Source organism: Bradyrhizobium sp. SZCCHNGR1005 (assembly GCF_032489995.1).
GTDB lineage: Bacteria > Pseudomonadota > Alphaproteobacteria > Rhizobiales > Xanthobacteraceae > Bradyrhizobium.
Genome location: NZ_JAUEZC010000002.1, coordinates 358,590 through 380,436, shown reverse-complemented (window position 1 = coordinate 380,436; position 21,847 = coordinate 358,590). Strand labels below are relative to the sequence as shown.

The 21,847-nt window shown below is 61.8% G+C and carries 17 protein-coding genes and 2 tRNA genes; 11 read left to right on the top strand and 8 right to left on the bottom strand.

The window, feature by feature from the left end; all coding sequences use genetic code 11:
- Positions 1-317: 317 nt before the first annotated feature.
- Positions 318-887 carry a pyridoxamine 5'-phosphate oxidase family protein gene (locus QXZ85_RS07855; RefSeq protein WP_315702428.1) on the bottom strand — a complete coding sequence of 190 codons (570 nt, stop codon included), beginning with the start codon at positions 885-887 and terminating at the stop codon, positions 318-320.
- A gap of 90 nt (positions 888-977) precedes the next feature.
- On the opposite strand from QXZ85_RS07855, the gene QXZ85_RS07850 reads away from it, so the two are divergent.
- Positions 978-1,793, top strand: a complete 816-nt coding sequence (locus QXZ85_RS07850) for a helix-turn-helix transcriptional regulator (RefSeq protein ID WP_315761779.1) — start codon at positions 978-980, stop codon at positions 1,791-1,793.
- A gap of 106 nt (positions 1,794-1,899) precedes the next feature.
- On the opposite strand, the gene QXZ85_RS07845 is transcribed toward QXZ85_RS07850, so the two are convergent.
- Both QXZ85_RS07845 and QXZ85_RS07840 read right to left on the bottom strand, forming a co-directional pair.
- Positions 1,900-2,142: a hypothetical protein gene (locus QXZ85_RS07845; RefSeq protein ID WP_315702429.1), complete on the bottom strand. Its 243-nt coding sequence runs from the start codon at positions 2,140-2,142 to the stop codon at positions 1,900-1,902.
- 335 nt (positions 2,143-2,477) lie between these two features.
- A complete protein-coding gene (locus QXZ85_RS07840) occupies positions 2,478-3,461 on the bottom strand; it encodes a VOC family protein (protein WP_316173903.1) in 984 nt (327 codons plus the stop codon).
- A gap of 140 nt (positions 3,462-3,601) precedes the next feature.
- Between QXZ85_RS07840 and QXZ85_RS07835 the strand changes: the two genes are divergently transcribed.
- The 6 genes from QXZ85_RS07835 (at position 3,602) to QXZ85_RS07810 (ending at position 10,185) form a co-directional block, all read left to right on the top strand.
- Positions 3,602-4,393 (top strand): DNA-binding transcriptional regulator, encoded by a 792-nt coding sequence (locus tag QXZ85_RS07835; protein WP_315702431.1) that lies wholly within the window; start codon positions 3,602-3,604, stop codon positions 4,391-4,393.
- 69 nt (positions 4,394-4,462) lie between these two features.
- Entirely contained in the window at positions 4,463-5,986 is a 1,524-nt protein-coding gene (locus tag QXZ85_RS07830; RefSeq protein ID WP_316173901.1) for a bifunctional 3-(3-hydroxy-phenyl)propionate/3-hydroxycinnamic acid hydroxylase, read from the top strand.
- A 28-nt stretch (positions 5,987-6,014) separates the two neighbouring features.
- Positions 6,015-6,866, top strand: coding sequence for a fumarylacetoacetate hydrolase family protein (locus QXZ85_RS07825; protein ID WP_315702433.1), 852 nt, complete (start codon positions 6,015-6,017; stop codon positions 6,864-6,866).
- 86 nt (positions 6,867-6,952) lie between these two features.
- Positions 6,953-8,158, top strand: coding sequence for an ABC transporter substrate-binding protein (locus QXZ85_RS07820; RefSeq protein ID WP_315702434.1), 1,206 nt, complete (start codon positions 6,953-6,955; stop codon positions 8,156-8,158).
- A gap of 18 nt (positions 8,159-8,176) precedes the next feature.
- On the top strand, positions 8,177-9,172 hold the full coding sequence (locus tag QXZ85_RS07815; protein WP_316173899.1) for an NAD(P)H-quinone oxidoreductase: 996 nt from the start codon (positions 8,177-8,179) through the stop codon (positions 9,170-9,172).
- Positions 9,173-9,744: 572 nt separating this feature from the next.
- A complete protein-coding gene (locus QXZ85_RS07810; protein WP_315743495.1) occupies positions 9,745-10,185 on the top strand; it encodes a GNAT family N-acetyltransferase in 441 nt (146 codons plus the stop codon).
- A 162-nt stretch (positions 10,186-10,347) separates the two neighbouring features.
- On the opposite strand, the gene QXZ85_RS07805 is transcribed toward QXZ85_RS07810, so the two are convergent.
- Together QXZ85_RS07805 and QXZ85_RS07800 are read right to left on the bottom strand one after the other, a co-directional pair.
- Positions 10,348-10,424 (bottom strand) — tRNA-Arg (locus tag QXZ85_RS07805).
- 327 nt (positions 10,425-10,751) lie between these two features.
- On the bottom strand, positions 10,752-12,629 hold the full coding sequence (locus QXZ85_RS07800; RefSeq protein WP_316173897.1) for a DEAD/DEAH box helicase family protein: 1,878 nt from the start codon (positions 12,627-12,629) through the stop codon (positions 10,752-10,754).
- A 213-nt stretch (positions 12,630-12,842) separates the two neighbouring features.
- Between QXZ85_RS07800 and QXZ85_RS07795 the strand changes: the two genes are divergently transcribed.
- From QXZ85_RS07795 to QXZ85_RS07780, 4 genes are all read left to right on the top strand, one after another.
- On the top strand, positions 12,843-13,178 hold the full coding sequence (locus QXZ85_RS07795; protein WP_316173895.1) for a hypothetical protein: 336 nt from the start codon (positions 12,843-12,845) through the stop codon (positions 13,176-13,178).
- A 538-nt stretch (positions 13,179-13,716) separates the two neighbouring features.
- Positions 13,717-15,555: a class I SAM-dependent DNA methyltransferase gene (locus QXZ85_RS07790; RefSeq protein WP_316174206.1), complete on the top strand. Its 1,839-nt coding sequence runs from the start codon at positions 13,717-13,719 to the stop codon at positions 15,553-15,555.
- Complete coding sequence (locus QXZ85_RS07785; protein WP_316173893.1) at positions 15,552-16,889, top strand: restriction endonuclease subunit S; 1,338 nt, start codon at positions 15,552-15,554, stop codon at positions 16,887-16,889. Before QXZ85_RS07790 ends, QXZ85_RS07785 begins: the two co-directional genes overlap by 4 nt.
- Positions 16,886-20,011 carry a type I restriction endonuclease subunit R gene (locus tag QXZ85_RS07780; protein WP_316173891.1) on the top strand — a complete coding sequence of 1,042 codons (3,126 nt, stop codon included), beginning with the start codon at positions 16,886-16,888 and terminating at the stop codon, positions 20,009-20,011. Before QXZ85_RS07785 ends, QXZ85_RS07780 begins: the two co-directional genes overlap by 4 nt.
- 21 nt (positions 20,012-20,032) lie before the next feature.
- On the opposite strand, the gene QXZ85_RS07775 is transcribed toward QXZ85_RS07780, so the two are convergent.
- From QXZ85_RS07775 to QXZ85_RS07765, 3 genes are all read right to left on the bottom strand, one after another.
- Positions 20,033-20,521 carry a hypothetical protein gene (locus tag QXZ85_RS07775; protein WP_316173889.1) on the bottom strand — a complete coding sequence of 163 codons (489 nt, stop codon included), beginning with the start codon at positions 20,519-20,521 and terminating at the stop codon, positions 20,033-20,035.
- On the bottom strand, positions 20,518-21,510 hold the full coding sequence (locus QXZ85_RS07770; RefSeq protein ID WP_316173886.1) for a site-specific integrase: 993 nt from the start codon (positions 21,508-21,510) through the stop codon (positions 20,518-20,520). The genes QXZ85_RS07775 and QXZ85_RS07770 overlap by 4 nt, the downstream gene beginning before the upstream one ends.
- A gap of 147 nt (positions 21,511-21,657) precedes the next feature.
- Positions 21,658-21,734, bottom strand: a tRNA-Arg gene (locus tag QXZ85_RS07765).
- Positions 21,735-21,847 lie beyond the last annotated feature (113 nt).

Below are 21,847 nucleotides of genomic sequence, written 5' to 3'. Positions count from 1 at the left end.
ACCGAGGCGCCAGGACCACGCGGCTTGGCCGTCCGCAAGAGCACCGTTCGTCCGCATTCAATGAATGCTGCCAATGAATGCTGCAATGCCTCGCGGCCACCGCTTCCCGCCTCACGTATCGTGACGATCGCGCGTACGCCCTCTGCACGAGGCTGGATGGCAGTAGATAATCATGAATTCTGAAAAAACGAAAGAAGAATATTTTTCGTTCGTGATCTGGACAGGGGTCATCGTATTGAGCGAATGGGCGGAATCGGCTTTTGGGCGCGAGCGGCCGTTCGCGGAAATCCGCCAGCACGATGCCATCCCGAGTAGCCTCAACGCATCCCGGCCATGCTGTCCGGGGAGAAGCCGGTCGGCAGCCCGTCGATGCTTTTCGTGTTCTTAAGCCCCCAATATTTGCGCAGATTGTCGAGCCCCTGCGCGGTCCAGTAGCGGATCAGGCTGCCCCGTTCCTCCTTGTAGTCGAAGAGAGGCACGCCCATGCCGCACGACGTCTGCACCAGATCGACGGCGAGACGCACGATCTGGCGGGCTCCGGGCATCTCCTCGAACTGCGGGAGCAGGGCGGCATAATCCGGTGTGCCGCGCATCAGCGACCGCCCCTGACCGTACAGGCGCAGGATGACGGGCGGGCCTTCGAATGCGCAGAACATGATGGTCAGCCGCTTGTCTTCGGAGGCCGCGAGGTGGGCGCGGGTCTCGCTGCCGCTGCCGGTGCAATCGAGGTAGGCCACCTCGTTGTCGGCGAGGACGCGCAGAGACGATAATCCTTTCGGTGAGACGTTGATGCGCCCCTTCGGCGGGGCAGTGGCGACGAAAAATATCTTCTGCCGCGCGATGAAATACCGGTGCTCCGGCTCGATCTTCGCGAACTGCTTGCCCATGCCGATCCTCCCTTCCCTTCCAGATGGCGAAGGGTATCATCGGCGGCATGCCGGTTTAATATCGGAACTTATCCTAGTATTTCCTGCACCATGAAGGGACACGCACCGGAAAACCAAGCCCTCTCTCTGGGGGCATTTCTGCGCTCGTTAAGAGAGCGCCAGGATCCAGCCGCGCACGGACTTGCTGGCGCGCCACGGCGGCGCACGCCCGGTCTCAGGCGCGAGGAACTGGCGCAGCTCTGCGGATTGAGCGCGACCTGGTACACATGGATCGAGCAGGGCCGCGACGTTTCCGTTTCGCCCGCGGCACTTGCCCGTCTGGCGCGAGGCCTGCGCCTGTCGCGGGCCGAGCGAAGCTATCTGTTCGAACTGTCCGGCAAGCGCGACCCCGACAGGGCCGATACCGACGACAATCCCCCGGATGAGATGCTTGGCTGTGTCGATGCGATCGACGGTCCGGCCTATATCCTCGACCGCACCTGGACGGGGCGTCGTTGGAATGCCAAAGCGGCGCGACTATTTGCGGGCTGGCTCGATCGCGGGGGCGAGCCCAACCTGCTACGTTATATCTTCCTGCGGCCCGAGGCGCGCTCGCTCATCGTCGATTGGGACATTCGCGCACAGCGCGTCGTTGCCGAGTTTCGTGCTGCAACCACGGGGCACGTCGATGATCCCGCGGTGTGCGGTCTGGTCGAAGAGTTGCGTGGGAAGAGCCCCGATTTTGCGCGCGCCTGGGCTGCCCATGGCGTGCTGGCCCGCGAAGGCGGCGAGCGCATCTTCAAACACCCGGCTGATGGGCTGCTGCACTATCAGCAAGTCTCAATGTCGTTCGCGGGCTGGGCGGATTTTCGACTGACAATGTTGATTGCGGGGCCCGAGACGCGCCGATGGCCGGAAGGCACCTGAACCAATCGAACGGCGCAAGCGCGTCGAAAAGCGCCAACATGCCTTCCCCGCGAGGCTGCTGTCTGAGCCCGAGGGGAAGGCGATGATGGATCAACGAGAGCTGACGTTATTGCGTCTTGATAGTTCCGTTCGCGTTGTAGTCGTTCCTCGGGTTGTAACCGGAGTCGCGCAGGTTCTGGAAATACAAGGCGCGGTCATCGTTGCTCACACCGGCCGGCGCACTGACCGGAGGTCCGCCGACGCGGGCATACGCGTTCATTGCGCGCTGATGATGGTTCCGAGGCGCGGCCGAAGCGGCGGAAGCGGCGAGAGTGAGGATAGCAAGACTGACAAGAATACGTTTGGTCATAGTCAGCTCCTTGATGTCGCTTTGATCCAGGAGTGATTCCTAAAATTTTCAAAACATCTCCTGGTTGCGATGCAATGAAAATTCAACGATTGGAGGTGAGTCTTGATCTGGATCATGGTTCACCAGCATGTGAATGAGCCTCCAGCGGCATGGATCGCGGCAAGTCCGAAGGATCGAGCAGTCAGGACGGCGCATGATCCGAGGTCTCCGCACCCCGCAACTCATAACTACATGACGCTCGGCGCCGGCCGAAGCGCGGCCGGATCAGAGGCGCCGTCGGGAGAGCATCAGAGATCGAAATCGCCGCTCGCTGTGCCGCCCACAGCAACATCAGCTCATTCCTGCGCGATCACCGTGTCCAACCAGGGGCAGTTCAAGGGCGGCACGCTGGGGTCCGGCACGCGAATGCCGCGCGCGGCGGCGGACAGCCGCATGTCCCGCAGCCGCTTGCGCTGCTCTTCCGGCATGTACAAGCGCTCGTGGCCCCAGAGCGAGGGACCGTCGAAGGTCTCATGCGGCTGCCAAGTCTTGGGATCGATCACCCGGCCGCCCCAGCCATATTCGATGAAGAAGCCGGACGGCGTATTGACGTAGAACGAGGTCATGTGATCGTTGGTGTGGCGGCCCAGCGTGTAGGCCACGCGGCCATTTTCGAGCTGCGCGAGATCGTAGCCTTGGCCGACATCGTCGAGGCTTCCGAGTTCGACCATGAAATGATGCAGCGCGCGGCGCCCCGAGCCGACCATCGCAAAACTATGGTGCCGGCCGTTGACGTGGAAGAAATAGAGCTTGTAAGGGGTGAGCCCGAAGTCCGAGACCTTGAAGCCGAGCAGGTCGCGGTAGAACTGCAACAGCGGCTCGACCTCCTCGACGTTGAGCACGACGTGCCCCATGCCGAGCGGGCCGGTGCGAAAGCCGGAGATCGGTCGCCCCGGCCGGAAGGGATCGGACGCGAGCGCCGCGCCCCAGAACGCTTCGATCGGATGGCCGGCGGGATCTTGAAAGGAGATCAGCTCGGTGACGTGGCGCTGCTCGGCCAACGCCCGCGCGCCCCGCGTCACCTTGACCCCATGCTCTTCGAGCCGCCCGGCGAGGCGGTCGAGCGCCGCCGCATCGGCAACTTCCCAGCCCATCACAGCGAGTCCGGAATCGTCGCTGCCGTCGACGATCAGCCGTTGCTTGCGATCGTCCATGCGGTAGGCCTGCACCTTGGCCGCACCATCGACCCGCTGCATTCCGAGCAGGTCGGTGGCCATACGGCTCCACTGCTCCAATTGGGAGGACTTGATGCCGACGTAACCCAGTGCGGTGATTTCCATGCTGTCCTCCCGACAGGGGCTGGTGCGGAATTTCGTATCAGCCCTGTTCGTTCCTGCAGTAGACTGTCGTCCCTGCATCCGGTTCGCGTTTTCAAGACGGTATCGGCGAGCGGATGAGAAGGACAGGGAGGAATTTCAAGGTGTCCAAGCAACGGACGCGATCTCCGCGGGCCCGTCCGGCGGAGGGTGTCCGCGCCTTCAAGCGTGGTCTCGACGTGCTGCGCGAGGTCAATCGATCCGGCGGCATCCGCGCCGGCGATGTCGCGCGCCAGCTCGATCTGCCGCGGCCCACGGTCTATCGCCTGCTGGAGACGCTCGAGGAACTCGGCTATGTCGCGCGTAGCGCCAGCGATGATCGCTTCCGTGTCACCCGTCACGCCTTGAGCCTTGGCGACGGCTACGATCCCGGCATCTTCATCTGTCAGGTGGCCGCGTCCTATCTCGCCGAACTCAGCAGGACGCTGGTGTGGCCGGTCGATCTGTCGACCTATGAGAATGCGTCGATGGTCATCCAGGAGACCACCCATGCGCGCAGCCCGCTCTCGATCGATCGCGGCATGATCGGCAAGCGCCTGCCGATGCTGCAGACCTCTGCCGGCCGCGCATATTTGGCCGCCTGCGCGCCGGCAGAGCGCGACGTCATCATCAACCATCTGCGGCGCATCGATGATGCCGACGACCGCCCGTTTCTCGCGCCCGACCGTTTGAAGCGCATGATCGTGGAGACGTCTCAGCGCGGCTACGCCATCCGCAATGAAGGCGAATATAACGCCAGGACATCCTCCATCGCCGTGCCGATCACCCGCGGCGACGTCGTGTTCGGCTGCATCTCGATCATCTGGATCCGCTCGGCGATGTCGCTGGATGAGGCCGTCGCGAAATACGCCGCTCCGCTGCTCGAAACCGCCGCTGCGATCCCGGTCGAGGCCTGAGCGTCCGCTGCGCGGACAGTTCGCACCCGCGCCTTGAAGCTGCGAGGCGGTTGCGGAACAGATGCGGATATGAGCGACATATCCGCATCTTCCGGAAGCTTCGACGTGGTCATCGTGGGCCGGGGCCCGGTCGGCGCAACGCTTGCCAATTTGCTCGGGCTATGCGGCGTGCGCACGCTGGTGCTGGAACGCGAGGCGAAGACCTATCACTTGCCGCGCGCGGTGCATTTCGATGACGAATGCATGCGCGTGTTCCAGACCGTCGGCCTTGCCGACGCGATCCTGCCGCACGTCACCTTGAGTCCCGGCATGCGGTTCGTCGATGCCGAGGGCCGGCTGCTGCTCGATTGGCCGCGCCCCCGCGAATTGACGCCGATGGGGTGGAATCTCAGCTACCGCTTTCATCAGCCAGATCTCGAGGATGTGCTCAACAAGGGCCTGGAGCGCTGGCCCGACGTCGAGCTGCGCAACCGCTGCGATGTGTTTGCCATTGATCAGGATCGCGATGGCGCGCGGGTTCGCTACGAGGACCTGGGCACGGGCCAGCTCCTCGAGGCGACTTGCGCCTATGTCGTGGGGTGCGACGGTGCGCGCTCGCTGGTGCGTCGCTTCATCGGCTCAGGCCTGGACGACCTCGGTTTCCATGAACGCTGGCTGGTGCTCGACGTGCTGCTCAGGAGCGAGCGGCCTGATCTTGGCGATTTCAGCGTTCAGCATTGCAATCCGCAGCGGCCGGCGACCTATATCCGCGGCACCGGCAACCGCAGGCGTTGGGAGATCACGGTTCGTCCCGATGAGGATGTCGTCGAAATCGCGCAGCCGGCGCGGGTGTGGGAGCTGTTGTCGCCGTGGCTCAGGCCCGACGAGGCCGAGATCGAGCGCGCCGCCGTCTATACATTTCATTCGGCCGTTGCCAAGCAGTGGCGCGCGGGACGGCTTTTGCTGGCCGGTGATTCCGCGCATCAGACGCCACCCTTTCTCGGCCAGGGCATGTGCGCCGGCATTCGCGACGTCGCCAATCTCGCCTGGAAGCTGGCCTATGTCGTCGACGGCAGGGCCGCGCCTGACCTGCTCGACAGCTATCAGAGCGAGCGTGCTCCGCATGTGCGAGAGTTCATCGAGCTTGCGATCCGGCTCGGCGGGCTGATCAACACCAAGGCCGTCGAGGTCGCGCTGGCGACCGGAACGCCCCATGACAATGGCCAGCTCAAGCTCGATGTCCAGAAGCCGGTGCTCGGCCCAGGTCTTACCGGCGGCGACACCGGCATGACGGGAAAGCTGGCGCCGCAATTCCGCTTGGACAATGGCGAGCGCGCCGATGATCGCGTCGGCTATCGCTCTGCATTGCTATGCGGCGCCGATCTCGGCTCCGCCCTGAGCGAGCAGCACCGCGCGATCATGGCCGCAGCGGGTGTCGAGCTTCTGCACAGCGAGGAGGCCGCCGGTCTTGAAGACTGGCTGCACCGGTGCGGCCTCAAGGCCGTGCTGATGCGGCCGGACCGCTACATCCTGGGAGGCGTACGCAAAGCCGACGATCTCGCCGCGCTGCTGTCCACGCTCTCCTTCGCGGCGCCGATGCCGAGCGCTGCTTGATCATTGCAATCGAAACAAGGGTTCGCGCATGAAGCTATTGTCATTTGTCATCGACGGCCGGTCCGGCTTCGGCGTCGTCAAAGGAGACGGCGTGGTCGATCTCGGCCGTCGTCTTCCGTCGAAAAGCTTGCGTGCGCTGCTCGAAGCGGGCGCGCTCGGCGGCGTCGCCGGTCTGCTCGCATCCGAGACGCCGGACTATGCGTTGGACGCGCTGACTTACGCGCCGGTGATCCCAGACCCCGGCAAGATCATCTGTGTCGGCCTGAATTATCGCGATCACGTCGCCGAGACCGGACGGGCCGTCACCGAGAAGCCGGCGCTGTTCGCGCGCTTTCCGACCAGCCAGGTGGGGCATCTGCAGCCGATCATCCGTCCTGATGTCTCGGAGCATTTCGATTATGAAGGCGAGCTAGCACTCGTGATCGGCAAAGCCGGCCGTCACATCACGCGCGAGGACGCGCTCAAGCATGTCGCCGGATATTCCTGCTACAACGAAGGCAGCATCCGCGATTGGCAGCGCCACACCTCGCAGTTTCTGTCCGGCAAGACGTTCGATCGGTCCGGCGCGTTCGGTCCGTGGCTGGTCACCACCGACGAGGTTCCCGATCCCTCAAAGCTCGCGCTGCAGACGCGCCTCAATGGCGAAACCGTGCAGCGGACCACCACGGATCACCTCATCACCGACGTGCCGGATCTGATCGTCTATTGCTCGACCATCATGACCTTGATGCCCGGCGACGTGATCGTCACCGGCACGCCGGGCGGGGTCGGCTTCAAGCGCAACCCGCCTCTGTTCATGAAGCCGGGCGACACCGTGGAAGTGGAGATCTCGGGCATTGGCATCCTGCGCAATCCCGTCGCGGCCGAAGCCGCGGCGTGAGCTGGTGCGCCTCACGGCACGTCGTGAGGCGCACAACCAAGACACCACAATCAAAAACAAAGTCGTTGAATCCGGGGAGGATCATCATGTCGCGCTGTCTCAGGTCCAGCATTGTCGTCGCGCTTCTGCTTGCAGCCTCGTCCGCGCAGGCCGAGATCAAAGGCGATGCCATTCGCATCGGCGTGCTCACGGACATGAACGGCATTTTCGCCACCGCCATGGGGCCTGGCTCCGTCGAAGCGGCACGGATGGCAGCGGAAGAATTCGGCGGCAACATCGATGGCAAGCCGATCGAGATCCTGCAGGCGGATCATCAGAACAAGCCGGACATCGCGGTCTCCATCGCGCGGCGCTGGTTCGAGCAGGATAGTGTGCAGGCGATCGCTGATGGCGGAAGCTCGGGCGCCGCGCTTGGGGTGCAGGAGCTGGTGCGCAGCAACGGGAAGATCTTTCTGATCTCGGGGGCAGGCGCCAACCAGCTCACCGACGAGGCCTGCGCCCCGACCTCCGTGCAATGGACCCACGATGCCTATTCGACCGCGACCGCAATGGTCTCGGGCATCATGCAGACCAGCAAGGAGCCGTGGTTCTTCATCACCGGTGACTATGCGTTCGGCCATTCGCTGGAGGCGACTGCGCGCGCCCGGATCGCGGAGCTTGGCGGCAAGGTCGCCGGCAGCGTCAAGGCGCAGCTCGGCACGCCCGACTACAGCTCCTTCCTGCTGCAGGCGCAGGCTTCGGGGGCCAAAATTCTGGCACTCAACGTCGCCGGCGACAATGCCACCGCGATCAAGCAGGCCGACGAGTTCGGGCTCGCGGCGCAAGGCATCAAGATCGTGCCGATGTCGTTCCAGAACGTCGATATCGAAGCCATCGGCCTCAAGGCCACGCAGGGCGATCTCGTCGTCACCAGCTTCTTCGAAGATGCCTCTCCTGCCGCGCGCCGGTTCTCGGATGCCTTCTACGCGCGCCGCAAGGCGATGCCCTCGCAGATCCAGGCCGGAGTCTACTCCGCGGTGCGGCATTATCTGCAGGCGGTGAAGGACACCGACTCCGACGACAGCGCAACCGTGATGGCGAAGATGAAGGCCACGCCGGTGTCGGATGCCTACACCAGCAACGGTCACATCCGTGACGATCAGCGCATGGTGCACGATCTCTATCTGGTCCAGGTGAAGACGCCGGCCGAATCGAAAGGCCCATGGGATTTCGTCAAGCTGGTCGCGACGATCCCGCCGGATCAGGCCTTCCGCTCGCTCGATCGCAGCAAATGCAGCCTGGTCGGGAAGTGAGCGCATGAGCAAACGAGCATGATCCCGGAGATTCAGCACGCCGTCATCATCACCGCCGCCGGTGGCCCGGAGGTCCTGTTCGAGCGGTTTGACTGGCCGGTGCCGGCGCAGCTCGGGCCCGACGATGTGCTGATCGAGATCGCAGCCGCCGGGATCAACCGGCACGATTGCAATCAGCGCGCAGCGGGGCCCTCACGCGAGCCGAATCCGGTGCCGGGCCTGGAGGCCTCCGGCCGCATCGTCGCCTGCGGCAGCAACGTCGCGAAGGAGCGGCTCGGCGAAGCGGTGATCGCCCTGACGGATGGCGGCGCCTATGCGCAATATGTCGCGACCGATCAGCGTCTTGCGCTACCGATGCCAGACGGGTTCGACTGGGTGCGCGGCGTTGCGCTGCCCGAAGCCTTGTTCACGACCTGGTTCAATTTCTTCGACCTGATGCGCATGGCGCCAGGAGAGACGGCGCTGATCCATGGCGGCAGCAGCGGCGTCGGCACGATCGCGATCCAACTGCTGCATGCGCTCGGTCATGATGTCTTCGCTACCGCCGGCACGGAAGAGAAGCGCGCGGTGGCGCGTGGCCTCGGCGCCCGCGCCGTGTTCGATTACGCCGATCCCGATCTCGCTGAACAGGTTCGCGCCGCGACGAACGGGCGCGGCGTCGATTGCATTCTCGACACCTCGGCCGGCGTGCACATCGTGCAGGATCTCGCTGCACTCGCAGCGGGCGGACGTATCGCCTTTCTCTCGGCCGGCGGCGGCAAGGAGCTCAGCGTGCCGTTGCGCAGTCTGATGGCGCGCCGCTCCAGCGTCACCGGCGCGTTCCTGCGTTCGACGCCGCTCGAACTCAAGCGGCGGATTGCGGGCTGCCTGCAGCAGCAGGTCTGGCCGCTTCTCGCGAGCGCGGTTCGCCCGCATATCGATCGTGTCTATCCGTTGTCCGAAGCGGCCCGTGCGCACGCGCACATGGAATCAAACGGCCATATCGGCAAGATCGTGCTGTCCGTGCGCGAATGAGCGACAGACATTATCTGGCCGGACCGCTCCCGCCGGCGATTTGCCCTGCGCCCATTGTGCCGATGAACAGATCCATGGAACGCTGCCAGTCCTAGTCGTTGCTCGGAAGTTCCGTAAATTTGCGGGCATAACCGATGAAGTCGGGCCCTATGACCTCGTCACAGCGCTATGATGCTGCGGCCACTGAGACAAACTCGCGGCGTGTAGCGATTTCAGATCGGAGGTACTAGGTCCAGTCGCGCGAGTGCTTCGCTACCGCTTGCTATGCTCCGTTCCGCGCAATTCCATGGTTTACAATTTGTGAACAGTTCCTGTTCAGACTTGCACCTCATACGGAATCGCACAAGGATCGGTTGCATGCTCCTGCCGACAGCACAGACTCTTGAACAGATCGCCCGCTTGCGACGAAATTGGTGGCTGCAATACGTGAGCGAATTCGCAAGGCTCGTTCTGAAAAGCTAAGACCGCCTCATTGGCGACTCGCCAAGGTGAACCGCTCGCTGCTCCCAATGGACTCACTTCCTTGCAATATCCGCCCGGCGCGCCCGAGCGACGTTCCAGTGATCCGGATCATGAAGGAAAGGCTCGCACGCGCCGAGGGGGCATTGCATGCAATCAACGCCAGCGAGGCAGATTGGCAGCGCGATTTGTTCGGCCACGCGCCGAGGTTTGCTGCCTTCGTTGCCGAACTCGCCGGTAGCGTCGTCGGTATGATGATCGTGAGCGAGCGCTTCTTTCCCGGCTGGACCCAACCCACCCTGCACGTCAATGATCTGTTCGTGGCCCCGGAGAGTAGACATCGCGGCATCGGTCGGGCGCTACTAGCCTGGGCCGCACACGAAGCGCTTAGCCGTCAAGCAAGCTTCATCGACTTGGAAGTGCGCAAAAACAACTCGGCGCGGAGTCTCTATCGTAAGCTCGGGTTCGTGCGTGTGCGCGATTGCGCACCCCATGTTCTCACTGGCGTTGCACTGGTGCGGCTTGCCGAGAGCATCGCGACCTTGATCGGCTAGGGCGCCGCCGCTGGCGTCAGCGGCGCGCGTGTGGCGGACGCGCTGAGTCCAGTGAATCGAAGTGGACGCGGAAGAGATGGTCGAAAGCGTGCCCGCGCACGTTGGGCGCGGCATCGCCGCGCAAAAACGGCGGGTTTTGGCGTGCCCAGTTCTGTACCGAAATGGCGCACCCGACACGATTCGAACGTGTGACCTTTGCCTTCGGAGGGCAACGCTCTACAAGGCTGAGCCATGGGTGCCTTGTGCTAGCGGTCGACACGGTGATCGGGGCGCTTCTGTTTTCCCCTTGAGAACCAGTCCGTTACACCGACCATCCCTAGCACACCAGTCTGACAGACGAAAGGGTCTCGTGGGACGAGGCGACGCGGGAGCGGCGACCCTGTCACAGTTGGCTGTGACAAGACTGTGCCAGGGCACCGGGGGGAAACGAGCCCTGCGGGGGTGACGCAAGGCTCTCAGAAGTTTGCCCAAAATTTTAGAGCCCGCTCTCATTTGCCTCGGGCTACGTGAACAAGCCTGCCGGGGCTTCTGGGCGAAGTCTTCTCCGGCAGCCTCGACTTGCCTTGTCAGGCGGCGGCTTTCAGGGGCGTGGTCCGCGTGAAGCGTCCGGGCCTGCCACGGCCACACCCGGGCTGGAATCTGAAGCCATTATCTTCCATCGCCTTTTGAACGATCGGCGCCTTCAGATAGCGGGCGACGTTCTTCCTCAACGACACACCCGTGCGCTGTTCCAACTCTGCGGTGGTGACCTCGCTTACGTCGGAGCCGTAGAAAAAACTGGCCAGCGCCTTCGCGCCGGCGAATGCACCTTCTGCCGTCGACGGTCGACTGGTGATCGTCGCGCCAGGGAACATCTGGTCCTTGTAGGCGATCAACCGTTCGAACTCGCAGGTGAGGTATAGCCGCTGATGACCGCACACGCCGTTCTCGTCGATGTTTCGCGCGTTGCCGCGCATCGCGAGTTGCTTGGTGTGCCGACACAGATTGCCATCCCGAAGTGCCTTCAAACCGCCTGCTCGCGGGTTTGGGCTCTGAAACGGTGCGAGTGTCACCGACGTCGCTCGTTGTTCTCTCAAGCCCAGGCTCGTGCCGACCATGGCCCTCTTGGGGACATGGTAGTCACCGAAGAGGAAGACCACGGTTGCCTCTCGCCATCGATTGGAGCCGATGCCAGTTCCCCAATGCGAGAGACAAACCTGCCTCCCGTCGAGGTCGAGGGCATTTTCGAACCGGCTGTGCCCGTCGGGCAAGTAGGCATGATTGAACAGGCCCTTATGAGCGACGACGAGAATTTTCTCTCCGGGTTTTGTATTCTGTTTCACGGTCTCCATGATCCATTGCGCGTAGGGTCGCGCATCTCTCGAATGACTTATGATTTGGGCCAATGTCTTCTTCTTTGGGAGCTGCGGTGGGATATGGGTGATGGTGAGGTTGCTGTAGTCGACCTGCGGAACAGGAACCGGCTTCCGGTTGGTGACCACTATCGACACGCCGTCGATGTCGGCGGTGGCGTCGAGCAGGATCGTCCCGGGCCTCAATGGCATGTTCATCTCATAGCCAATGAAGCGGGCGCCGTTCCCGTGGTCATCATAGCGGGATAGGAAGGCAAAGCCCTTTGCCAGCGCTCTGCCGAAGCTAAAGGCCAGCCTGATGCTCTCGTCCGACGACACGATGTAATTTCCGGCTTGATCGGACATGAACCAACTGAGATCGATATCGGTGGTGGCCGGTATCTCGTCGAATGCTTGTCTGCTCGACGTGCTTCGCCACACGGCTTCGAGGTGGTCATGCAGCGAAGTCAGCTTGGCAACATGTTCGAGGTTGGACGAATGCATCTCGGCGAGCCTGTCGCGGACCGTTTTGATGAGGCCCGTATCCACATCGAAGATGCCGACATCCGCAGGTCGCTCGTCGACAAACGTGAGCTTGCGGCTTCCATCTTTATGGATGGTCGCCTTTGCTCTCCCTCGTCCCGCATAGAAGTTGTGGGTGACGATGGCGACGGGATAGGAGGCGAGATCGTCGACGAAGAAGCTGCGCGTCGGTGTGAACCCATGGTCCCGATGCGTTGTTTCCGCTGGCACCCGTCTGTCATGGGCGCTGGTCCAGACGGCAACCGCCTCTGCACCCAACAGGGCCGACATCTCCCTGTAAGTCGCTTCTGCCTGCTGTATCGTTTCGACGAGGAAGAGCACTGAAGCGTCGGAGACGGTCTGAATATAGGCTTTGATGAACGCCAAAGCATAGCTGGACTTCCCGCTGCCTGTCGGCGCTGCTACCACCCTGTATTGCGCGACATTCGCTGAGCTGTCGTGGATCGCGAGAAGACCGGCGGTGAGAATTGATCGTGCGACTTCCCGATCGAACTTCGTGATGGCTCGGTGGCGGGAGGCGGCTTGCTGTTGAATGGCAGCTTCATAGGCTGTTTCGAGTTTGGTTGGCATGATGATCCTGGAATGCAAAGGCCCGCGTCCTCGCTCACGGTGATGAGCAAGGTGGTCGATGGGCGAGGGGACGAGAAAGAGCCTCAGGGTGCTAAGAGCAGCGCACGTGGGCGACGCGTCGGCTGGGGCGTGAGCGCAGGTCGGGGCGTCAGATGCAGGCTCTGGCGTCTACCTGACGGTGGAAAGCTCCTCGCAATGCCGGGAAGACCCAGCATGTTGAGGACGTTTCCGGAGGATGGTCGGCTGGCTTGGGAAATGGTCCTCACCGTGCTGAAGAGCTTTGAGCATGATGAGGAGTTTTCAGGTGGGTCAGTCGGCGCTGGCCGTCGTGATGCAGTACGCGAGCGCGGCGGACATGGTGATCTGGCGGACGCCTATCCGGGCGGCGAGTTGCGTTCGGAGGTCAGACAATTTTTGATAGGCGTCCTGGTCGACCCTGACCGAAAGGACGTGGCCCTTCTTGTGGAAGGGGTCGGAGGATCGTTCACGGTAGTGGACCCAGTTGTCGGAGGATGGTCGATGCATGAGAATTGTTCCTGCTTCTCTTGATTGAAGGGGGGCTCGTGCCGGTCGAGCTGAGGTAGACGAGCAGTAGGTTTGGTAGACGTAAGGAATACCCCGCCAGACACGCCTTGACGCGTCCGAGGGCGGCCCGAAGATCGCCCCAGGACAGCGAGCGACCCGCTACATTTAGCGGCTTGTCACCGTAAATTTGCTCTCATCGGATGCCGCTCGGCGGAGCGTTGGTTGCTGCTAATGGGCGTAGTCGCAACATGGGCCCTCAAATGCTCTGGGGCGGGCCGTGAAGCTTGCATTGTATGGGAAATGGTCCCCTGCGCCCCAAAGCCAAATTCCCCCTGGGAGGCTCGTAGGGCTTCTCATGTGGATTGCTATATCTAGCGGGTCCATCGGGGGTTAGGGCGAGCTGTATGCTGCTCATGCGAGCTTGCAGAATGGACGCCGTATTGGCCTGGTGCGACGGGTTCGGAGGTCAAGCCTTCCGGGAGAACGTCGCAATTCCGGGTTGTCCCGGAAGGGGGCTCTTGGCAGATTGACGTCCTCCAAGGATATCCAGGACCTCCCATTCGTGAACCACCAAAATCTCTCGTCCTTCATCTGGTCCGTGGCCGATCTGCTGCGCGGCGATTACAAGCAGTCGGACTATGGCAAGGTCATCCTGCCGTTCACGGTGCTGCGGCGCCTGGACTGCGTGCTGGAGCCGACCAAGTCCAAGGTGCTGGCCGAACTGGCCGCGAAGACGAAGGCCGGGCTGAACCCCGATCCCTTCCTGCGTCGCGCCTCCGGTCTCGGCTTCTATAACGCCTCGGAGCTCGACCTCGGCAAGCTCGTCGGAGACCAGGACCACATCAGCCAGAACCTCTACGCCTACGTCCAGGCCTTCTCGCCGGAGGTCCGCGACATCTTCGAGCGGTTCAGTTTCCTCACCCAAGTCGACAAGCTCGCCAAGAGCGGCCTGCTCTACCTCGTCGTCACCGAGAAATTCGCCGGGATCGACTTGCACCCGGAGGTCATCAACAACCACGACATGGGTTTGGCCTTCGAGGAGCTGATCCGGAAATTCGCGGAGCTGTCGAACGAGACCGCCGGTGAGCACTTCACGCCCCGCGAAGTCATTCGGCTGATGGTCAACCTGCTGTTCATCGAGGACGATGATGTCCTGACCAAGCCCGGCGTGGTCCGCACCATCTATGATCCGACTGCCGGAACCGGCGGCATGCTATCCGTCGCCGGTGAGCACCTCGCGGCTCTGAACCCGAAGGCCAAGCTGACAATGTTCGGCCAGGAGCTGAACGACGAGAGCTACGCGATCTGCAAGGCGGACATGCTGATCAAGGGCCAGGATGTCGCCAACATTGTCCCGGGCAACACGCTGTCTGAAGATGGTCACCCCCACCCCAAGTTCGACTACATGCTGTCCAATCCTCCGTTCGGGGTGGAGTGGAAGAAAGTGGAGAAAGAGGTTCGTAAGGAACACGAGACGCAGGGGTTCAATGGTCGCTTTGGCCCCGGTTTGCCGCGCGTGTCGGATGGCTCTCTCCTCTTCCTCCTCCACCTACTGTCGAAAATGCGCCCAGCGCAGGACGGCGGAAGCCGGTTCGGCATCGTGCTCAACGGTTCACCCCTGTTCACCGGTGGTGCGGGCTCAGGCGAGAGCGAAATCCGCCGTTACCTGCTGGAGAACGATCTGGTTGAGGCCATCATCGGCCTACCCACCGATATGTTCTACAATACCGGCATTTCCACCTACGTCTGGGTTCTGTCGAACCGCAAGCCAGCGAAGCGCAAGGGCAAGGTGCAGTTGATCGACGCCTCGTCGTTCTGGCGCAAGATGCGTAAGAGCCTCGGCTCTAAGCGCAAGGAGATGGGCGAGGAGGACATAGCCACGGTCACGCGGCTGTTCGGCGGCTTCGTCGAGGCGCAGCTTGCAACCGTGTTGGACGCGGACGGCAAGGAGACGGCCCGCCTGGTGGTCGAGGCTGGTCAACAGCCGCCAGCGGCCCCGGAGAGCGGCAAGGTGAAGCTGGCGCCGCTGTCGCGCGTCTTCGCCAACGATGACTTTGGTTACCGCGCCATCATAGTCGAACGGCCCCTGCGAGACGACAAGGGACGCGTCGTGTTGGGAACGAAGGGCAAGCAGAAAGGCAAGCCGCAGGCGGATAGTTCATTGCGGGACACGGAGAACGTGCCGCTGTCAGAGAGCGTGGAGGCGTATTTCGAGAGAGAGGTACGGCCCCATGCGAGTGATGCGTGGATCGATGAGGAGAAGACAAAGGTTGGCTACGAAATACCGTTCAACCGGCACTTCTATGTCTTCGAGCCGCCGCGCTCGCTGGCCGAGATCGATGACGATCTAAAGGAAGTCACCGGTCGCATCAAGGCAATGATCGAGGGGTTGGCGGCATGAGTTTCCCTAGCTACTCCAAGTATAAAGAGAGCGGCATTCCCTTTCTAGGAACTGTACCGGATCACTGGCGCGTCCTACCATTGAAGTCGTCGGCGAAAGTGCATCTTAGCAATGTGGACAAGCACTCCGTCGAAGGGGAGGAGGAAGTAAGCCTCTGCAACTACCTCGACGTCTATCGGAATGAGCGGATCACTTCAGCAATCGAGTTCATGCGAGCGACGGCGTCGCCGGAACAGATTGCAAGACTGACGTTGGCCCGCGGAGATTGCATCATCACCAAAGACTCCGAGGACCCTCGCGACATTGGCATCTCCGCTTACGTTCAGGAAGATTTGCCAAGTGTGGTTTGCGGCTATCATCTTGCGCTGATCCGCCCGGAGCGAGGTAACGTGCTGGGGGCATTTCTGGCACACCTCTTCAGAAGCTCTTTTGCGAAGACCACATTCGAGGTTCAATCCAGGGGGCTTACCCGGTACGCACTTGGTAAGTACGCGATTGATAACTTCCGGTTCGCTCTGCCCAGCCTATCGGAGCAGACGACGATTTGTGCCTTCCTCGACCGTGAAACCGCTAAAATCGATGATCTTGTCGCGGAACAGCGACGGCTGATCGAGTTGTTGCAGGAGAAGCGGCAGGCTGTCATTTCCCATGCGGTGACAAAGGGTCTCGACCTCGCCGCACCGATGAAGCACAGCGGCGTTGAGTGGTTAGGCGAAATCCCGGCGCACTGGAAGATTTGCCGGGTAAGAAACTTGTTCAGGTTCGTGAAGCGGCAAGAGGCGGCATCGCTGCCAGTGTTGTCTGTGTACCGCGATTTTGGCGTCATCAACAAGGCGTCGCGGGACGACAACATTAACAAGACACCAGAAGACCTTTCTCTCTATCAGACCGTGCGCCCCAATGATCTCGTCATCAACAAGATGAAGTCGTGGCAAGGATCGCTTGGGATTTCTCTGCTTCTGGGGATAACTAGCCCTGACTACGCCGTGTTCCAGCCCGAACATTCTGAGCATTCGGCTTACCTCAATGAGCTCTTGAGATGCCGGCTTCTTCCAGGTGTCTACCGCACCATTTCGAATGGAATTAGGCCCGACCAGTGGCGGCTTGAACCTGACAAGTTCTTGAACCTTGAACTTCCACTACCTCCCCTCGATGAGCAAAAGAGTATTGCGCGGTTCCTGCAAGAAGAACGGTCTAAGTCGGATGAACTGGAGGCGACAGCCGCAATGGCCATTACTCTCCTTCAAGAGCGACGTAGCGCCCTCATCTCAGCGGCCGTCACCGGGAAGATTGACGTCCGCAACATCGCAACGGCCGCTGCGGAGGCCGCATGACCCTCCACAAGGAGATCAGCTTCGAGGCCGAGGTCTGCGACCATCTCGCGGCCCATGGCTGGCTCCATGTGGAAAGCGACGCCGCCCTTTACGACCGCGCTCGCGCTTTGTTCGCGCCTGACCTCGTGACGTGGATCGAGGCGACCCAGCCGCAGGCATGGGCAACGCTGACTAAGAACAACGGTGCATCCGCAACCGCGGTCGTCCTCGACCGTGCCCGCAAACAGCTCGACGACCGAGGAACTTTGGATGTGCTGCGGCACGGCGTCGAGTTGATCGGATTGCGGCAGCCGTTGGCTTTGGCGCAGTTCAAGCCTGCGCTGGCGATGAATGCCGACATCCTCGCTCGCTACGCCGCGAACCGGCTGCGCGTGGTGCGGCAGGTGCGCTACTCGACGATAAACGAAAACTGCATCGACCTCGTTCTGTTTCTGAACGGCATTCCGGTTGCCACCGTCGAGTTAAAGACCGACTTCACGCAGACGGTTCAGGATGCGATCGATCAGTATAGGTTCGACCGCGACCCGCGCCCGAAGGGGCAAGGAGCCGAGCCGCTGCTCGCCTTTCCGAGTGGAGCGCTCGTTCATTTCGCGGTCAGCAACAGCGAAGTCTACATGACGACGCTGCTGGATGGAGCAAACACCGAGTTCCTGCCGTTCAACAAAGGCGATGGTGGCGGAAAGGGCAATCCGCCCAACCCAGCCGGCCATCCGACCAGCTACCTCTGGGAAGAGGTCTGGCAGCGCGAAAGCTGGCTGGAGATCATCGGCCGCTACCTCGTCACAACACGCGACGGAAAGAAGATCAAGGGTGTCGTCTTCCCGCGCTATCACCAGCTTGATGCGACTCGCAAGCTTCAGGCCAAGGTCTTGGAGGAAGGGGCAGGCGGCAAGTTCCTGATCCAGCACTCGGCGGGCTCAGGCAAGACCAAGTCGATCGCGTGGTCCGCTCACTTCCTGGCCGACCTCCATGACGCCAACAATGAGAAGCTGTTCTCCACGGTCATCGTCATCTCCGACCGCAACGTGATCGATGCCCAGCTTCAGGAAGCGCTGTTCGACTTCCAGCGCACCACGGGCGTGGTCGTCACCATCAAGTCCGAAGGGGGAAGCAAGAGTGGTCAACTGGCGGAGGCGCTTGCTGCGGGCAAGAAGATCATCGTGTGTACGATCCAGACCTTCCCATTCGCTCTGACAGAGGTCCGCAGGCTCGCGGCGACCGAGGGCAAGCGATTCGCCGTGATTGCCGACGAGGCGCACTCGTCACAGACGGGCGAGGCTGCCTCGAAGCTGAAGCAGGTGTTGACCCCGGAGGAGCTGGCCGAGCTGGCAGACGGGGGCGAGGTCAGCACCGAGGACATGCTCGCAGCCCAGATGGCGGCTCGCGCCAACGAGAAGGGCATCACCTACGTCGCCTTTACGGCCACGCCGAAGGCCAAGACGCTGCAACTGTTCGGGCGTCCGCCAAAGCCGGATCAGCCGGTCGGGGAAGGTAACCTGCCTGCTCCGTTCCATGTCTATTCGATGCGGCAAGCCATCGAAGAGGGCTTCATCCTCGACGTCCTGAAGAATTATACGCCTTACCGGCTGGCGTTCCGCCTCGCCAATGAGGGGCGGGAGTGGGACGACAAGGAGGTCGAGCGCGATGCTGCCTTGAAGGGCATCATGCGATGGGTGAGGCTGCATCCCTACAACATCAGCCAGAAGGTGCAGATCGTCGTCGAACATTTTCGCAGCACCGTGGCGCCGCTGCTGGACAACCGGGCCAAGGCGATGGTCGTTCTGGGAAGCCGTATCGAAGCGGTGCGGTGGCAGATCGCCATCGACAAATACATCAAGTCGCGGGGCTACAAGATCGGAACGCTGGTGGCGTTCTCAGGCGAAGTCGACGACAGCGAGTCCGGCTCTGATCCCTTCACCGAGGCAAGCAAGTCCCTCAACCCCAGCCTGAATGGACGAAACATCCGCGACGCGTTCAAGGGCGACGAGTTCCAGATCCTGCTGGTGGCGAACAAGTTTCAGACTGGCTTCGACCAGCCTCTGCTATGCGGCATGTATGTGGATCGACGCCTCGCGGGCATCCAGGCGGTGCAGACGCTGTCGCGGCTCAACCGCGCCCATCCGGGCAAGGATACGACTTACGTGCTGGACTTCGTCAACAGTTCGGAAGAGGTACTGGCTGCGTTCAAGACCTACTACGACACGGCGGAGCTGGACAGCGTCACCGACCCCAACCTCGTGTTCGATCTCAGGGCCAAGCTCGATGCATTAGGATATTACGACGAGTTCGAGGTCGACCGTGTCGCGGCCGTCGATATGAATCCAAAGGCCAGGCAGGGAGAGCTGATTGCAGCTCTTGCGCCTGTGACGGATCGCCTCCTGAAGAAGTTCAAGCAGGCTCAGGAGAAGCAGAGAGCCGCCGTTGCGGCGGGTGACACCAAGGGCGCGGAGGCCGCCGGTGGCGAGATCAATGCGCTCATCCTGTTCAAGGCCGACATGGGCGCCTTTCAGCGGATGTACAGCTTTCTCTCCCAGATATTCGACTACGGCAACACGGCCATCGAAAAGCGCTTCCTGTTTTACAGGCGGCTCATCCCGCTTCTCGAGTTCGGCCGTGAGCGAGAGGGCATCGATCTTTCCAAGGTGAAGCTGACCCACCACAATCTGAAGGATCAGGGCAAGCGACAGCTCGTGCTAGGTACAGGAGAGGCGCCCAAGCTAACGCCCCTTTCCGAGGCGGGATCAGGGTATATCCATGAGAAGGAGAAGGCCCGGCTTGAGGAGATCGTTGCCCGACTGAACAACCTGTTCGAAGGCGATCTGACGGACGACGACCAGCTCGTCTACGTCAACAACGTCATCAAAGGGAAGCTCCTGGAGTCGGAGGAGCTAGTTCTTCAGGCGAGCAACAACACAAAGGCCCAATTCGCCAACTCCCCGACGCTGTCCAAGGAGATCATGAACGCAGTCATGGATGCCCTTGCGGCCCACAGTGCCATGAGCAAGCAGGCAATCGATAGCGAGCGAGTGCGCGAAGGTTTGAAGGATGTCCTGCTCGGTCCGGGACAGCTCTACGAAGCCTTGCGCGACAAGGGAGAGAGGCCCGATCTTGGGCTCGACTAGGCCTCTCCACTATCCCTCGCCTCAATCGTCCCGGTTTACGATCGCGTACCACAACGCGAAGAACAGGACCGATGTTGTCGTTCCCATCACCGCGAGTGCAGGTCCGTTCAGGCCGAACCAAATCGCAGGACCGAGGACAACAATACCGCCTCCGGTGAAGGTTAGGACTGTGCCGATGACGAGCGCTTCCTTGAAGGCTTGGAACTTCGTCGTTCGGGGAGTTCGCATTTCGGATGCCTCGATCGCGACACTCGGCCGTGTGGACCTGTCGAGAGCGCGTACAGGGTCCGCTTGGAGCTGACGCGGTATAGGTGTCGGAACCTCACTGGTCCGATTTGCATCAGTGGTTGGAATGACTACCGATGGCAGCTCCCTCTTGATGGCAGCTCCCACATCCTCGCCTCGCCGCTCGGCGTCAATCGCAACGCTCCGCACCAGCAGCTCCATCGCGTTGAGGTCCGCAGCAGTGCCGGCCAAGATGGCATTCAGCCGCGCAATTTCAATTCTCATGGCCGGTCGCTCCCGCCATTTGACTGGCTCGGGGCAGAGAACGGCTCCTGTCCTCGGAGCTTGAGAGCGACCCGCTCGGGCTGCAGATGAGTGTACCGTGCCAGCATCCGTGGTTCACGATGGCCGCTGATCATCGCAACCTCTGGCGTTGAGAGGCCAAATTCGAAGAAGCGGGAGACTGCCTCATGCCGCAGGTCATGAAGGCGAAGGTCGACCAGCCCCGCACGTGTTCGCAGACGCTCCCAGGCGAGCCGCACGGCGTTCGCGGAAACCGGGAAGACCCTCTCATCGCTTCGGGTCAATCCTTCGAGCGTCGCCAGCGCGATCGGCGTAAGTGGGATGCGCCTCGGATGTCCGTTCTTGGTCTTCAGAATTTGCACGGTGCTGTTGGCGAAGTCGACGTCACGCCAGCGGATCGATAAAAGCTCGCCGCGCCGCATCCCGGTCTCGACCAAGAGCACCAGGAACGGCCGCAGATACCACGCTGAGCGCTTGCGGAGGGCAGCAAAGAGCTTGCTCTCGTCTTGTCCCAGCAACCGCCGCTCACGCGGGCGGCCGTCCTGCGGCAGCCTGATCCGCTTCACGGGGTTATCCTGGAGCGGAAGGCCCCACTCACGTCGTGCGACCTCGAAGACATGGCGCAGAACGACCAGCTCCCGGCGCACAGAGGGCGGCTTCACAAGCTTGAGGCGATCGTCTCGATACTGCGTCACCGTCGCGCCGGACACGTTCTTCAGGCTCGTCTGCGACATCCGGTGAGCGAGCAACTGCCGGATACGTGACCGCTCGAAAGCGGCACCGCGCTTCCTTGGAGTGATCTCCTGTTCGTACCGCTTGAGCAGGTCAGCGACCGTGAGCCGCTTCAGCTCCTTGATGTCCGTGGGCAGCTCGGCTCGGTCTATCGAGCGCTCCTGCTCCCGCGCCCAGGTGACTGCATCGGTTCGCGTCGAGAACGACTTGGCTAACGCGGGATAGCCCGCGCGACGCACTTGGACTTGCCAAGTGGCGCCTCTCTTTCGGATCGTAGGCATGATGTTCCGTCCAGCTGTGACAGGGCTGTGACGGATTGGCTTTCGCGGGTGATCAGCAGCTGAGAGCGCCGGGCTAAAACACCAGTCAATCTAACCGGTTAGCACTGGCGCACCCGACACGATTCGAACGTGTGACCTTTGCCTTCGGAGGGCAACGCTCTATCCAGCTGAGCTACGGGTGCAGCAGCCGTCCATTTAGCTGATTGGCGGGCGATGGGCAACGGGCTTGGCGCGGTGAGGCCGGTCGGGCTGGCCTTAAAGCCGCCGAATATCGGCGTACCCCGATTGTTCCATA

Coding starts and splice junctions, on each gene's coding strand:
- QXZ85_RS07840 (WP_316173903.1), bottom strand. CDS start 3,461: ATGGAAATCACCGCACTGGGTTACGTCGGCATCAAGTCCTCCCAATTG.
- QXZ85_RS07845 (WP_315702429.1), bottom strand. CDS start 2,142: ATGACCAAACGTATTCTTGTCAGTCTTGCTATCCTCACTCTCGCCGCT.
- QXZ85_RS07850 (WP_315761779.1), top strand. CDS start 978: ATGAAGGGACACGCACCGGAAAACCAAGCCCTCTCTCTGGGGGCATTT.
- QXZ85_RS07815 (WP_316173899.1), top strand. CDS start 8,177: ATGATCCCGGAGATTCAGCACGCCGTCATCATCACCGCCGCCGGTGGC.
- QXZ85_RS07785 (WP_316173893.1), top strand. CDS start 15,552: ATGAGTTTCCCTAGCTACTCCAAGTATAAAGAGAGCGGCATTCCCTTT.
- QXZ85_RS07800 (WP_316173897.1), bottom strand. CDS start 12,629: ATGCCAACCAAACTCGAAACAGCCTATGAAGCTGCCATTCAACAGCAA.
- QXZ85_RS07830 (WP_316173901.1), top strand. CDS start 4,463: ATGAGCGACATATCCGCATCTTCCGGAAGCTTCGACGTGGTCATCGTG.
- QXZ85_RS07775 (WP_316173889.1), bottom strand. CDS start 20,521: ATGAGAATTGAAATTGCGCGGCTGAATGCCATCTTGGCCGGCACTGCT.
- QXZ85_RS07810 (WP_315743495.1), top strand. CDS start 9,745: ATGAAGGAAAGGCTCGCACGCGCCGAGGGGGCATTGCATGCAATCAAC.
- QXZ85_RS07780 (WP_316173891.1), top strand. CDS start 16,886: ATGACCCTCCACAAGGAGATCAGCTTCGAGGCCGAGGTCTGCGACCAT.
- QXZ85_RS07825 (WP_315702433.1), top strand. CDS start 6,015: ATGAAGCTATTGTCATTTGTCATCGACGGCCGGTCCGGCTTCGGCGTC.
- QXZ85_RS07855 (WP_315702428.1), bottom strand. CDS start 887: ATGGGCAAGCAGTTCGCGAAGATCGAGCCGGAGCACCGGTATTTCATC.
- QXZ85_RS07820 (WP_315702434.1), top strand. CDS start 6,953: ATGTCGCGCTGTCTCAGGTCCAGCATTGTCGTCGCGCTTCTGCTTGCA.
- QXZ85_RS07795 (WP_316173895.1), top strand. CDS start 12,843: ATGTTGAGGACGTTTCCGGAGGATGGTCGGCTGGCTTGGGAAATGGTC.